The organism is Cytobacillus oceanisediminis (assembly GCF_007830235.1).
GTDB lineage: Bacteria > Bacillota > Bacilli > Bacillales > Cytobacillaceae > Cytobacillus > Cytobacillus oceanisediminis.
Genome location: NZ_VLKI01000014.1, coordinates 56,634 through 71,055, shown reverse-complemented (window position 1 = coordinate 71,055; position 14,422 = coordinate 56,634). Strand labels below are relative to the sequence as shown.

13 protein-coding genes, 1 riboswitch and 1 other annotated feature are annotated in these 14,422 nt (G+C 41.2%); of the genes, 4 read left to right on the top strand and 9 right to left on the bottom strand.

The annotated features are described in order from the left end of the window. Positions 1-104 precede the first annotated feature (104 nt). The 7 genes from IQ19_RS19325 to IQ19_RS19295 all read right to left on the bottom strand — a co-directional run bounded on the left by IQ19_RS19325 (position 105) and on the right by IQ19_RS19295 (position 6,439). The gene (locus IQ19_RS19325) at positions 105-830 is read right to left on the bottom strand and encodes a YqcI/YcgG family protein (protein WP_144544188.1); all 726 of its coding nucleotides are present in this window, start codon (positions 828-830) and stop codon (positions 105-107) included. 133 nt (positions 831-963) lie between these two features. Beyond that, positions 964-1,395 (bottom strand): DUF4395 domain-containing protein, encoded by a 432-nt coding sequence (locus IQ19_RS19320; protein ID WP_144544186.1) that lies wholly within the window; start codon positions 1,393-1,395, stop codon positions 964-966. Positions 1,396-1,523: 128 nt separating this feature from the next. Next, positions 1,524-3,221, bottom strand: a complete 1,698-nt coding sequence (locus IQ19_RS19315; RefSeq protein WP_144544184.1) for a mechanosensitive ion channel — start codon at positions 3,219-3,221, stop codon at positions 1,524-1,526. Positions 3,222-3,535: 314 nt separating this feature from the next. Further along, the gene (locus IQ19_RS19310) at positions 3,536-4,171 is read right to left on the bottom strand and encodes a pyridoxamine 5'-phosphate oxidase family protein (protein ID WP_199749503.1); all 636 of its coding nucleotides are present in this window, start codon (positions 4,169-4,171) and stop codon (positions 3,536-3,538) included. 55 nt (positions 4,172-4,226) lie between these two features. Then, entirely contained in the window at positions 4,227-5,120 is an 894-nt protein-coding gene (locus IQ19_RS19305; RefSeq protein WP_144544182.1) for an EamA family transporter, read from the bottom strand. 155 nt (positions 5,121-5,275) lie between these two features. Beyond that, positions 5,276-5,713: a Dps family protein gene (locus IQ19_RS19300; RefSeq protein ID WP_144544180.1), complete on the bottom strand. Its 438-nt coding sequence runs from the start codon at positions 5,711-5,713 to the stop codon at positions 5,276-5,278. Between the two features lie 144 nt (positions 5,714-5,857). Further along, a complete protein-coding gene (locus tag IQ19_RS19295) occupies positions 5,858-6,439 on the bottom strand; it encodes a YqaA family protein (protein ID WP_144544178.1) in 582 nt (193 codons plus the stop codon). A gap of 217 nt (positions 6,440-6,656) precedes the next feature. Between IQ19_RS19295 and IQ19_RS19290 the strand changes: the two genes are divergently transcribed. Further along, on the top strand, positions 6,657-7,541 hold the full coding sequence (locus tag IQ19_RS19290) for a sulfite exporter TauE/SafE family protein (protein WP_144544176.1): 885 nt from the start codon (positions 6,657-6,659) through the stop codon (positions 7,539-7,541). A gap of 12 nt (positions 7,542-7,553) precedes the next feature. Here IQ19_RS19290 and argS read toward each other — a convergent pair whose 3' ends face one another. After that, a complete protein-coding gene (gene argS, locus IQ19_RS19285; protein WP_415802612.1) occupies positions 7,554-9,239 on the bottom strand; it encodes an arginine--tRNA ligase in 1,686 nt (561 codons plus the stop codon). Between the two features lie 42 nt (positions 9,240-9,281). Continuing rightward, positions 9,282-9,513, bottom strand: a binding site (T-box leader). Between the two features lie 30 nt (positions 9,514-9,543). Then, positions 9,544-10,728 carry an FtsW/RodA/SpoVE family cell cycle protein gene (locus IQ19_RS19280; protein WP_144544173.1) on the bottom strand — a complete coding sequence of 395 codons (1,185 nt, stop codon included), beginning with the start codon at positions 10,726-10,728 and terminating at the stop codon, positions 9,544-9,546. Between the two features lie 404 nt (positions 10,729-11,132). Here IQ19_RS19280 and IQ19_RS19275 point away from each other — a divergent pair, with 404 nt between their 5' ends. From IQ19_RS19275 to IQ19_RS19265, 3 genes are all read left to right on the top strand, one after another. Next, the gene (locus IQ19_RS19275; RefSeq protein ID WP_144544171.1) at positions 11,133-11,909 is read left to right on the top strand and encodes a hypothetical protein; all 777 of its coding nucleotides are present in this window, start codon (positions 11,133-11,135) and stop codon (positions 11,907-11,909) included. Between the two features lie 114 nt (positions 11,910-12,023). Further along, positions 12,024-12,210, top strand: a riboswitch (cobalamin riboswitch). 168 nt (positions 12,211-12,378) lie between these two features. Then, a complete protein-coding gene (locus tag IQ19_RS19270; RefSeq protein ID WP_144544169.1) occupies positions 12,379-13,353 on the top strand; it encodes an ABC transporter substrate-binding protein in 975 nt (324 codons plus the stop codon). Beyond that, positions 13,319-14,371, top strand: a complete 1,053-nt coding sequence (locus tag IQ19_RS19265; RefSeq protein WP_144544167.1) for a FecCD family ABC transporter permease — start codon at positions 13,319-13,321, stop codon at positions 14,369-14,371. Before IQ19_RS19270 ends, IQ19_RS19265 begins: the two co-directional genes overlap by 35 nt. Positions 14,372-14,422: the final 51 nt, after the last annotated feature.

The window sequence follows — 14,422 nt, the reverse complement described above, 5'->3', positions numbered from 1 at the left end:
TCACCCAAATATTTGCAGCTTTTAAATTATATTAGCAACTTTTTTGTGGTTGAATTTTTACACTCTTAAAAAGGCTTGGACCATCTGTTGTCCAAGCCTTTTACTTATTTATGATGAAAAGGGCATTTCCCTTCGATTGGTTTAACATCATCGCCAATAAAGTATTGCTTCCATTCACGGTGTTCAGGGTCACCGTAGTGGCTGATGTTTGGATGGGTAGGGAGTCCGTCCCATTTTTCTACACGTTCCCTTACTTTTTCTCTGGACATTATGCCTCCTTTGGAGGTACCCTCAAGGCCCTCAAAGATTCGGCGCGGCTGGAACCCCAGTACAAGGCTATTGCCAAGATCCCTTGTCTTTCTTTGTTTATAAGCAGGTGCATTTCCAAACACAAAGAAAGGTTCTTCGGCAAATGAGAATGCCCATAAGTGGTGGTCGGGATCTGTTGGATAATCTTTCGGCCAAGGCTTTGTATCAACTTTATGCAAGTACTGAAGGATATTCCAGAAAGACTCTCTGTAATGTTCTAATGATTTTTCTTCTTTCTCCGGCTCTACAAATACAAAAAGGCCGTGCCGAATCATTTTGGGAGCATTGAAAAGATCGATAAAAGACTCAAGGGCTTCCGGCAGATTGGACCAGTCCTCCTGGGTAATATATGCATAACGCAGCTCGCCCCTTAGCTCTGCAGTCATCCCAAAATAACAAGGGAACGTTTTATCCGTTACTGTATCATGAAAGGTTAGGTATTCCTTAATGACCCACTCAGGTACGATATCGGGGTTAGTCATATCTTCTTTCGTTAAAAGAAACTTGCTGGCAGTTTTCATTTTTTTCACCTCAGAATTGATTTATAAGAACGTTGCCGAAATTTAGTGTTGATATGACATAAGTACCCGTAAAAAAGTCCTTTGAAACAAACTGGGCAAAAAGGAAAAGAAAAAGGCAGCCACAACGGCTGCCTTATGTTCTTTCCGAAGATTTTCGGTATTTATATTGGCTTAGCTGAAAACGAATATAACATCCTATGCAGAATCCAAGAATGGCAATAAATGCAGATAAAGCAACCATAGCCGTAAACGCATATCCGGCGAACGTCCAACCCAGCAGAAAACTAATTAAGCCAAATGCCAGGCAAGCAACTGCAATAACTTGATTAAACTGCTGCTGATCCCAATCCTCGGGGATATATTCTGAAGGCTGCTTTTTTAAAAAAAGCTTCGCAAAACGCATGATAGGATTGAAACCAAATAATAAGCCCATTATGCTTGAGAGCAGCGGAATGGCTAGAATCCATGCTTGACCAGAAAGCCATGCGGCTAAAACACTCAATACAATAGACCATTGGTTTGTTCTTACTAGCGGACGGGGGATGGAAGAAGGTTTAGTTGCCAAATCATTTCCCGACCTTTCTTATTGGTTTTATTGGTATTAGTATTGTACTTAATTTTTTTGATTTTGTGAAGGGTAAAGGCTAAAAAATAAAAAGCACGCCCAAAAGGACGTGCTTCACTTGGCGTTATTTATGGCTTCTTTGGCCCATTGTTTTCATCCATGCGGTTATTGCGCGGATTTAATGGGTCGTTGGCCGGATTTCTGGTCGGATCCGGGCTTGATGGATTTATCGGTTTATCTACATTAGTAGGGGCAGATGAAGTGTTTCCTGTTTTCTTTTCAGGTATTGCTTCTTTCAGCACCCTTTTTGTATCTGCATCTTTATTAATGGTCGTTTCTTCAATTTTCCGATCGAGTTTTTGCAGATACTTGGCAGCAAATTCTTTTCCGCCAAGGCCGAATGATAAGCCGAATGCAAGTGCCAATGCGCCAAGCGTTAGAATAAAGGCAGCATTGACAATGGATGCGGCAAGGCCAAGCTGGTCAAGCGCCATAAAGATCGAGATGGCGACAATGGCTACTTGCGCAACGTTTGCCAGAAATTTATAATGCGGTCCTTGAAGTATGGTGCTCAGCAGTTTTTTTACAAGGCTGCCGAGCCATAAGCCCACTCCAAGAATAACGAGAGCCGCAATGACATGAGGCAGATAAGCAATAACGCCGGTTGCAAGTGTTACCAGGAAGTCAAGACCCAGAATATTAAGGGCCTGCACAACAAACAGTAGGACAATAATGACCTCAGCAATATAGCCGATAACCTGGGAGAAGCTCAAACCACTACCTGTTGCAGCAGATTTGTTCAATCCCATTCCTGAGAAATACGAATCAAATCCGATTCGCTCTAAAAGATTGGAAACGAATTTTCGAACCCATTTTCCGATCCATGCACCAATCAGCACAAAGAAAATGGCTACGGCGATATTCGGCAGCATGGTCAGAACGTCATTCAGCATCGCAATGGCTGGTCCGGAAATGCCTTCAATATCCAAGCGTTCTAACGCAGCGATAACTGTGGGGATTAAAATCAGTACGAATACAACGGTACCAATCACAGAAGCAAGGCTTGTCCCTTCAAATAAACGAGTTAAGCCAAGTTTTTTCGTTAATTTCTCAGTTCCGATTGCCTGCAGGAAATTCGTTACGATATCGCGGACAATTTTTGCAATAAACCATCCAACTAATAAAATAAGGGCTGCTGCCAAAAGCTTAGGCAGGAATGCCAGGATACTTTCCACCATGCCGGTGAACGGACCCGCAATGCCATTCAGGTTTAAAGCACCCAATACAGCTGGCAGGAAAATAAGCAAGACAAGATAGAAAACAATTTTTGCAACCTTATCGATTACAGTGGAAGGCTGCTGCTTATTGTCGGTTAAATTCCATTTATCCAACTTTTCATCAACTTTTAGCGTTTTTCCGCCTTTTCTAATTAAGAAGCTGAGGCCGGAAGCAATAAGCCATGCAAATAATAGAATAAGGGCTGCTTTTAAAATGCTAGGAACGGCAGCCATGATTGAGGAGAACATGCCCACTAGGGGAGTAGCGATAATGTCCAAATCAAGAATATTAAAGAATAAGATGAACACGAATACTAGCAGAAGGTAATAAATGATCTTACTGATAATTTTTTCGGATGAATATTTTCTGTTTGCTTTATCGGGGAATACCTTGTCATCGAGGCTGGTTTTACGAAGTCCTTTTAAAACTGCCTTTTCAATGGCTTTTGCGATAACCCATCCAATTAATAAAACTAAAAGTGCTAATAATAAGTCAGGCAGCTTGGCCAAAAGGTAATCAAACCCGCCCCAATACCGATTATTGTCCAATATCGTTCACTCCTTAAAGAATTGTATATTTGCATACTTTCATATACCCAATTCCTTTTGGCGTAAACAGGAAAACATACTTAACTAATTGCCGCAAGTGGCAAGCTGCAGTTATTTAAGTCGGACAATAGCAGTTTTCCACGTGAAAGAGGCTTTGGACGAGTCCAAAGCCCTTTTTAGCTGACAGGAAAATGTGATATCCGCGAAAAAATTAAATAAACACCGCGGAAATTCTTTTTTATCCGTGGAAATTTGAATATATCCTCCAAATTCCTGTTTTATCTGCGAAACCTGCTCCAGGCCCCAAATTGAATTTAATACAGCCTCTTCTCATAGCTTTCCTGAAGGGCGGCTTTTATTTTATCACTATCCAAATCAGGCAGATTGACATGGTCGGCAAGGATTTGTGAGGGTTTAGGCAAATCTTTTTTATCCAGCCATTCGCCTTGATCCCAAAGTTTAGATCTCTTAAAAGCTTTTGCGCAGTGTATATAGCATTCTTCCACTTCAACAGCTATTCCCAGAATCGGATTCTTGCCTTGGGCTGCCATTTGTTCTAAAATCTCCGAATCTCTAATTATTTTCGCACGGCCATTGATTCTTAGTGTTTCCTCAAGTCCGGGAATAACAAAAAGCGTGCCGATATACGGGTTGGATAGGATATTAAGTAATGAATCCACCCTTTTATTTCCAGGGCGTTCAGGGATTACAAAAGAATGATCATTCAAAATATGTACAAATCCAGGGGCATCGCCGCGCGGGGAAGTGTCACATTTGCCCGCACTGTCAGCAGTTGAGAGAAACAATATAGGGGACTTACCAATAAACTCCCGGCAATGATGATCCAGCTTATGTATGATTTTATTGGCTGCTGTTCTGCTGGGAGTTCCCAGCAATGAACGGAGCTCTTCCTCGGAATTAATGACTTTTTTATAAACAGCATCTATCAAAAAAAATCCCTCCTCATAGGTTTATGTATTCAAGAAAAAGGAGGGTTTCCCCTCCTTATGTGCTATAACGGTTCTTTGAAACTTTTTTAAAAGAAAACTGTGGAATGCTGATTCCGATCAGGATAAGGACAATTCCAAAGGTTTGTGCTTCTGTGATTCTTTCTCCGAGCAGAAGCATGGCAGCAGCAACAGCGGCTGGAAGTTCCGCAGAGCCGACGATTGTGGCCAGTCCCGAGTCTATGTGGGGAGAGCCGATTGCAAAGAAGATAATAGGGAAAATGGCGCCGAATAAGGCCATCAGCAGCCCGAATTTCCATAAACCTTGCAGTTGTAATCCGCCATTGATTAGAGTAGGCCCGGAAACAGCTGCAACTAGAAGAAGGCCTCCAAGCGTAATAAAGATGCTACGCTGAATTCCTGGGATTCCTTTTCCTGCCTTGCCGCTTGCGAAAATAAACAATGCAAAGGTAACGGCGGATAGGAGTCCGTAAATTAGTCCGTCTGCCCTAAACGTATGGGAGCCGCCGGCAATAAGGTTGCTCGCAAACACTGTACCAATAATCAGAAAGACTGAAGAAATGATTTTTGCATTGCTTGGTTTCTTTTTTTCATAAAGTGCTTCTATAAGAATACCAATCCAGGTGAATTGGAATAATAGGACAACAGCGATGGAAGCCGGGTTCCGGTCAAGGCTCAGCCCATAAAGAATTCCCGTTAAGCTAAGGGAGGCACCGGTAATTAGCAGAGCGGCTGCTTGTTTAAGGGACACTTTCGTTTTTTTGATAAAAGGGAAGGAAAGTATTAGCAAAAGGAGCCCAAATAAATATTGGCTGCCTGTCAGCTCGTGAACGGTATGGCCTGCCTGAAGACCAAGCTTGACAATTGATGCCAAGATGCCATAACTGCATGCGCCTAAAAAAATGAATAAAGAATACTTTAAATTTGCCATTAAGGAAACTCCTTTCTAAGTTGTATGAACTAATCAGGTCAATCATAACATCTCAGAGCAGCTGTTTGGAAAAAATAATTGAGACCATAAAGGTACCCTCTTCCGAACATAAATAAAGAGCCAGTGATTCTCACCGACTCTTTTTCTGTATTAAATTATTCTCCTAAGTAGGCGTTTAGCATCCAAATGTGAGCATCAAGTTTTTCAATAAGCCCGATTGCAAAATCTGCTGTCACTTGGTCTTCGTGTTCCTCAGCGGCCTGGGCTAATGAAATTAATTGTTCTTTTAAATGTTTGTAATCTGCAGCCAAACCTGCAACCATGTCTTCTGCTTTCTTTTCACCATGGGACTCTTCCAGGGTAGCCACACTTAAGTATTCCTTCAGAGTTGCTGCCGGAGTGCCTCCAATCGCAAGCAGGCGTTCAGCTGCTTCATCGACAACTTCTGCTGCTTCATTATATAATTCCTCAAATTTTTCATGCAGGGCAAAGAAGAATGGCCCTTTTACAAACCAATGGTAACGGTGCAGTTTAGTATAAAGAATACTCCAGTTTGCAATTTGAACATTTAATGCTGAATATAATTTTTCCATTGAAAAATCCCCCTTTGATTAGCTTGTAATCTTATTATAACAAATATTAAATTAAAATCAATATTTATTTATAATAATTATAAATAAGATTTTTATAGGGGAATGTTCAAAAGAAAAAAATCCCGGTTTTAAACCGGGATAGAGTTACGCAGTTTTATTTCTTTTTTTAATAACAAGGTAAATAACATAAACAACAAGGATAACTAGTCCGCCGATGAGCGTTAGCATTGTAAAGTTTTCTTCGATAAACGTCTTTGCCTGTGCACCCAGAACCATAATAATGGCAGCTTCCAGAAAGAAACGGGCTCCTCGGCCGATGATGGACCAAATGACTAAAACTCTCAGACGGATATTTGATATTCCGGCAAAAATCGTAAAGACTTTATAAGGAATCGGAGTAAATGCGGAAATTAAAATCGCCATCGCACCATACTTTGTAAAATAGTCTTCAACCTTTTGGATTCTTTCTTCAGAGATAATGTACCTTAATACAGGACGGCCAAGTTTTTTTCCGATAAACCAGCCAAGAATAGCTCCCAATACGGAAGCGACTGTGGTAATAAAAGCGTACCAAAGCACACTATCAGGGTTGGATATTCCCATTGGAATCAGCAGAACATCAGGTGGAATCGGAAAGAAAGAAGAATCGGCAAAGGAGACGAAAAACAAGCCAAAGACTCCGTACTCCATGAGCCATGCTTCTATTACATGAATCATTTCAGACATTTATTTTATTCTCCTTTATAGCTTTCATCATTACACATGTGAAGTATACCACTTTTCGGGTCAGCCCGTCATGCTGGAATGGATTGTTAAGGGTTTGGGATATTATCCTTCCGAAATGTTTGCGAATGTGGAGATCAATTCTTATAAACCCTGCTAAGTATGGTAAAGTGATATAGTATCAGTCAATAAGTAAAACATTCATAAGTGAGGATTTCAAATGGAATATCTTTTATTCATTATTCTAGGGGCACTTATAAGTGTGCTCTCAGGCTTCTTTGGGGTAGGAGGGGGATTTATTTTGACCCCGACTTTAATGCTATTTGGATTTTCTCCTATAGAAGCTATTACAACAAGTTTGCTTTTTTCAATCGGAACCTCCATCTCCGGTATTTCCGCTCATATCAAGATGAAGAATATTTTGCTGAAACAAGGCCTTATCCTAGGCATGAGCGGAATGGCTGCAACACAGGCAGCTCGGCCCTTTGTGTTTTTTCTGGAAGAAAGAGGCTGGGATGTGTGGGCAGTTCCTATGTTCTATATCGTCCTGCTGTCTTACTTTGCTCTTACCATGCTTAAAAGAGGAAAGAAATCTAAAGCGGGTACGGAGAACAACAATGGACGGTCTCCTTCAATTATAAAGATGATTTTAATCGGTTTTTTTGCTGGGTTTGTTTCAACCACACTGGGGGTTGGCGGGGGCTTTATTATGGTGCCTTTATCGGTTGCCTTTTTGGGATTATTGCCTAAAAAGGCAGTTGGCACCAGCTTATTTGCTATTTTATTAATCGTGACAGCAGGTTTTCTCTCGTATGCTTCCGCGATTTCCATCGATTATTGGATTGGCATTTCTTTAGTTGGTGGAGGCCTGGTCGGATCTCAATTCGGGGCGAAGCTCACAGCCTACTTCGAAAACGAAGAGATTACCTATATGCTGGGCGCTCTCTATATGGCAACGGTCGCCAGTGTCATTCTTAAATTAGTGAACTTGAATTATGCGGGTCTTGTTTTAATGGCCATATTTGTCGGCGGTTTTTTAGTAAGAAGCATAGCTAAAGTAAAGTTGGCAAAGTCCCGATATAAAGAAGAAAAGGAGAGACCATAACGGCCTCTCCTTTTACATTTGTTCAGGCACCCTCATTCCGAGTGTTTGCATGCCTTCCGAGAGCACAATCGTGACAGCCTTTACAAGTGCTAGCCTGCCTTTAATGTCCGTATCTTTCTCTAATATTCTTACTTGCCCGTAATATTTGTTAAAGGCCTGAGCCACATCTATTAAATATTTTGCCAGGACAGATGGTGAAAGATGCTGGTATGCTTGCTCAAGCTTGTCAGGATATTGATAGAGGAGCTTTATAATTTCCCAGCTATGTGAATCAGAAAGGCCATTTTCAGATGAAGGGCCATCTTCAGCCTTGCGCAGCAGGGAATAGGCACGAGCATTGGTGTATTGCAGATAAGGGCCGGTTTCGCCTTCGAATGTCAGCATATCTTCAAGTGAAAATTCAATATTATTCATGCGGTCATTTTTCAGATCATGAAAAAGGATGGCGCCAATCCCTACAGCTTCTGCGATATCTTTTTTATTTTCCAAATGTGGATTCTTGTCCTCAATATTTTGCTTTGCGAGAAGGACAGCTTCATTCAGAACCTCCTCCAGAAGAATAACCCGGCCTTTTCGGGTGGACATCTTTTTGCCGTCCTTCATATAAAGGCCGAACGGGACATGTGCCATGTGGTCTGCCCATTCATAGCCCAGCGTTTTAATGACACTTTTAACCTGGCGGAAATGGATGCTTTGTTCCTGGCCGACAATGTATAAGGACTGATCAAAGTGATATTTCTTTTTTCTGTAAAAAGCTGCGGCAAGGTCACGTGTTGCATATAAGGTTGCACCGTCCGATTTTTTGATCAGGCAAGGAGGGAGGTCCAGATCAGGAAGTTGAACTACTTCAGCTCCGTCGGACATAACAAGCAGATTCTTGGCGCTTAGCTTCTCAATAATAGCTTCCATTTTGTTATTATAAAAAGCCTCGCCGTTATAAGAATCAAATTTGATCCCAAGCATGTCATATATGCGTTCGAATTCTTTCAAGGATTCTTCTCTAAACCATTCCCAGAGGCTGGCAGCTTCTTCATTGCCATTTTCGAGCTCTTTGAACCAATATCGTGCCTCATTTTCCAATGCAGGATTCTCTTCGACTTCATCATGAAACTGAATATATAAGCTAAGCAGCTCCTGGATTGGATTTTCTTTTACTCTATCTTGGTTCCCCCATTTTTTATAAGCTGTAATTAACTTGCCAAACTGGGTGCCCCAATCCCCCAAGTGATTAATCCTGACAGTTTGATAACCGCATTTATCAGCAAGATTGCCGAGTGCATTTCCAATAACCGTTGAGCGCAAATGGCCCATGGAGAAAGGCTTTGCAATGTTTGGTGATGAAAAATCGAGCACCACTGTTTTTCCGGCGCCAATTGTAAGTTTCCCATACTCTTTTCCTTCTTTGAGAATTCTCTCCATAATGATTTTGCCGGCAGCTGCTTTTGAAAAAAAGACATTAATATAAGGGCCAGATGCTTCTGCTTTTTCAATGAGCGGGGCCCGAATCTGGCTAGCGATGTCAACTGCAATAACTGCCGGCGATTTCCTTAATGCTTTGGCAAGCGTAAAACAAGGAAAAGCCAAATCCCCATGCTCAGGATTTTTGGGAATTTCGATTAAAGCAGCAATCACTTCTTCAGACATCTGTCGATCCAAAGCAGATGCCAATTGAGCGGTGAATATTTCTTTAAAGTTCAACATAATTACACCTCCCTGAAAATAAAAAAGCCCGTCTCTAAAAATAGAGACGAGCTTGAATTGCCCGCGGTACCACTCTGATTGTCCATTCTAAATGATTGGACCTCTTTTAAGAAATTTGTTAACGGGATCCTTAACCCCCGGCAAAGCCTACCCGATTTTCAGCTCTGCATCTCCAAAGTGCGCTTCGCAAAAGAATTTCCAACAGGCTTACACCGTCCCTGTCTCGCTTAAGGAAGGGGTCTTTTGCTACTCTCTTCATCATGGACTCTACATATATTAATGCTATTATACTCTGCTGGAGTTATTTTGCAACAAAATTTGAATCTGTTGAAAACATATAGGATTTATGGTGATATCGCATGCTGAAAATCAGGCCCATTGCCAGCATATTTCCCATAAGCGAACTGCCCCCATAGCTGATAAAAGGCAGCGGAATGCCAGTAATCGGCAGAACCTGGATGGTCATCCCGATATTCTGGAAAACGTGGAAGGTTATCATGCTGATGATACCGACACATATATAGGTATTGAATGGGTCAGTTGTTTCCAACGCTATTTTTGTCAAATGATAGATTAGAAGAAAAAATAGGCTGATGACAACGCTCGCTCCAAAAAAGCCGTACTCTTCTCCAATGACACTGAAAATAAAATCAGTGTGGGCATCTGGGACATATACCTGCCTGTCAGTAAAGCCTTTTCCGGAAATCAAGCCTGACCCAATTGCCATCATAGAGTTATAGAGCTGCATTCCCGCTCCTTGCTTATGGTTTACAGGATCAAGCCAGGAATAAATCCTGCTAAACTGGTAGGGGTCTACCCCCAGGTATTTCTCCAGAATCTCCGGTGCCTGTATAACCAGATAGAGAATGGTGCCGGCGATGGCTCCCAGAAACCCATAGATAGGCACAAGTATTTTCCATGATATTCCTGAAACGAGAATAATTCCTGTTAGAATAGCGACAATAACTAGGGCTGTTCCAAGGTCTTCAATAATAATTAACCCTAATGGGAGCGATGTCACTGCCCCAAGCTTAGTAAGAAGAAAAAAATCTGAACCAAGTGTCTTACTTAAATATTGTTGATTATGGTCAGCTATGATTTTGCTTAAAGCAATGATCAAAAAAACTTTTACAAACTCGGAGGGCTGAACGGAGCCTAGCCCGGGAATCACATACCAAAGAGTTGCCCCTTTGCGCTCAGGTGCTATGCTTTCCGGTGCAACAAATAATCCCAGCAATAAAATGATCCCTAAACCGTATAAGAACCAGGTGAGCTTCCTGATTTGTTCACTATCAAAATACATAACTACAGCAACAATAATAATTCCGATTACATAGTTAACGATTTGTTTTATAACAAAGTTGCCAGCATATTGATCGGAGGATTGCCCGCTGTATATAGCGGTACAGCTAATGAGAAAAAATAGCAGCAATAGAAAACATAACGTCCAATCAATTCGATCTGAAAATCTTTTAGTCTGGTCCATCCATACACACCTGGTTTCTTTACCTTTTTTTACATTTTTATCCTAACAAAGAAAAATACCCCTTACAATGGCTGTTTCGATGTGATTTCTTTATTGCTCGGTATTAATTAGACGAAATAAAGAGCGTGATAGTTTCCTGCTTTTCCATAAAATATAAAGGGCCAAAGAAAAGATTACTTTCCGATAATTAATTTATTCATTATATATTGAAATAATGTAAAGAGGTTATATGGAAATAAAATGGGAAATCTAATAATATTTTTCTAATCTGGAAAGATATTTTTTAATATTTTTGCTACAATAAGAGAAGAAAATATTCGTAATGTTAGGCAGACAGTTTCAAAGTCAGAAGCTGTTTTTTTATTGAATATACTACTCTTGTTAACGGTTCGGAGGTTTCGCCATTGAAAAAAAGAAATCATACTATTCGTGATCTCATCTATATCCATCTTAATGAACAGGATCAGTATGTTATGACCTATGGAATTGAATTCGCGGAGTTTGTCCGTACTCTTTCAGATTCAATTAATAATCTGCTATTGCTGAAGCACCGTTATGAACATGGCGATTATAATATGCATACGATGTTTGATTACGTGTCAAGAGACAAACTGGGAAGGCTAGTGGAAGATGATGTATACAGCTATGGCGATTTTTGCTGGATCGATTTTGAGGAAGAGGAAGCTGTAAATGAGCTTCCAGGCCAGTCAATCGCAGAGCTTCTTTACCTTGGCCATGTTAAAGAACACTTAAAGCCGCCGTTTTACAATTATTTGAGCAATCGGTATGTGTACCTTGCCATTGATGACGGCTGGTTTAACCGTACTTATTATCGGGACCTGAATGACTTTTATCGGATGCTCGGGGAAGTCATACCGGGTAAAATGGGGCAAATGAAAGTCGAAAAAACGCTGCTCGGCATTAAAAAGAAAAGGACGTATCCGCCCATTTCAAGAGATGTCCTTCTTTCACTGAAGCCATTAATGAAAGAAGGGGCAGTGCTGTCGATAAAGGACATTGACCAGAATCGGGTACGAATTGAAATTCCGATTTGGATAATTGGCGATTTTGCCAACATGGATGACATGTATGACGAATATGAATCCATCGTGAAGGAACCTTGTGAAGCCAAGATTGTATTCGATAAAAAAACAAGGGAATGGAAGATTTACTCCCGATAGAATTCTGAACTTTTTTACAGCATTCAGCAAATTTCTCTTACATTTTTAGTTGAATGGTGTATAATCGGAAATAGAAAAAATTCAATATGCACGAAAGAACAGGTGTCTTCTTAAAGGGAGTAAAGGCCAATAGGCCATTTATTCTTTTGAAGACTTAATAGGGAAGCTGGTGAAATTCCAGCGCGGTCCCGCCACTGTAAATGGGAGCTGTCTGCAACACCCACTGTACTTTAATTGTATGGGAAGGAGCAGAATAGCAATGACCATGAGCCAGGAGACCTGCCTGATTCTTAAGCACTCTTAACCTACGAGGATAGGGAGGTGTTTGGTCCGGCCATCTATTCTTTTTGCTTTTCTGAATTATGACCACACAAACATCTCCTTGCCGTTTGAGGAGATGTTTTTTTATTTATATTGTTGGTACCAGGTACCACCAGAATTTTGTCGAAAAGTATTGGAGGAATGAAGGATGAAGAAATTTTATTCGTTGTTATTGGCTATGCTGCTGGCTGCTGGAGTGCTGGCTGGCTGCGGGGAGAGTGCTGAGCAGCCTAAGGATAATGATTCAGCTAAGGAAGATCAGTCTGCTGGGGAGGAAGAATCTGAATTCCCTGTAACCATAAAGGATGCTCTTGATAATGAAGTGGTCATTGAATCCAAGCCTGAAAGAATCGTTTCCATGATTCCAAGCAACACAGAAATTGCTTTTGGATTGGGGCTGGGAGAGGAAGTTGTAGGAGTCTCCGATTTTGATAACTACCCGGCTGAAGCCACTGAGAAAGAAAAGATTGGGGGCATGGAATTTAATGTAGAGAAAATTATCTCTTTAAACCCCGACCTTGTCCTAGCTCACGCTTCCAGTGCACATAATTCGGAAGCAGGTCTTCAGCAATTAAGGGATGCTGGCGTGACAGTGCTTGTTGTAAATGATGCGAAGAGCTTTGATCAGGTTTTTGAATCCATTGAAATGGTTGGAACTGCGGCCGGAGAAAAAGAACAAGCGGAACAGCTTGTTTCGGACATGAAGAGCAAGCTTGATGAAATTAAAACAAAAGCTCAAGGCATAAAAGAAGAGGATCGTAAATCTGTATTCGTTGAAGTTTCACCTGCTCCTGAAATCTATACGGCAGGTACAAATACATTTATGGACGAGATGTTAAGTGCAATAAATGCAAAAAATATCATAACTGAAGAAGGATGGCCAAAAATGGATCCGGAAGCGATTATTGAAAGAAATCCGGATGTGATCATCACAACTCATGGTTATTACACTGAAGATGCTGTTGGCAATGTAATGAGCAGGGATGGCTGGCAGGATATAAACGCAGTGAAAAATAAGCAAGTTGTCGATGTAGATTCCGATATGGTTACCCGCTCTGGCCCGCGTATTGTTGAAGGAGTCGAGGAACTTGCAAAAGCAGTATATCCGGATGTATTTAAATAATAAAATACTAGCTTATGTATTAGCAGCAGCATTTTTACTCTCTGCTATGCTGATGGGGATTTCAATTGGTACGGTGTCTGTTCCCCCTATGACGATTATCAAAGTGATAGCTGCTGAGGTTCTTCCATTTATTTCATTAGAAAATACAGACACTATGCATTCAAATATCATCATGAATATTCGGCTGCCGCGAGTATTGCTGGCCGGCTTAGTAGGGGCGTCTCTTGCAATTGCGGGAGCCGCCTTTCAAGGTTTATTAAGAAATCCTCTGGCAGATCCATATACAATAGGAGTATCTTCCGGAGCTTCTCTCGGTGCTGTTTTAACTTTGTTTTTAGGTTTATCTATTCCGTTTGCCGGAATGTTTACCCTGCCCTTATTCAGTATCCTTTTTTCTTTTTTAACCATTTTTGCCGTTTTGTTATTTGCTAGAAATATTGAAAGATCCATGAAAGTGGAAACAATTATTTTGACAGGAATTATTTTCAGCTCTTTTCTTGGTGCGCTCATATCCCTTATGATCGCCTTGACGGGAGAGGAGCTTAGGCAAATTATCGGATGGCTTCTTGGCAGTGTATCCATGAGGGGCTGGGCATATATTAACATTATCCTTCCGTTTTTTGTGATAGGTGCCATCCTTCTTTTAGTGAACAGCAAGGAGCTTAATGCCATGAGCTTCGGAGAAGAAAAGGCCCACCATATAGGGGTGGACGTTCAGAAGAGAAAAATGATGGTCCTGATAGCCGGTTCCATCTTAACGGGTGCAGCTGTTGCTGTGTCTGGAACGATAGGATTTGTTGGGCTTGTGATCCCTCATCTGACCAGGCTGTTATGGGGGCCGGATCATAAGCATCTATTGCCGCTATCCATTCTGATGGGAGCAGGTTTTCTTATTATTGCTGATCTGGTTTCACGGACGATCATTGCACCTACCGAACTTCCAATTGGTGTGATTACAGCGATAATCGGTGCACCTGTGTTTGCTATTATTTTAATTAAAAGAAAGAATAAACTTTGAACTTCGATAACTGTCCAGCGCAATCGTCAACCCATTCAAGAAGTCGGTGGT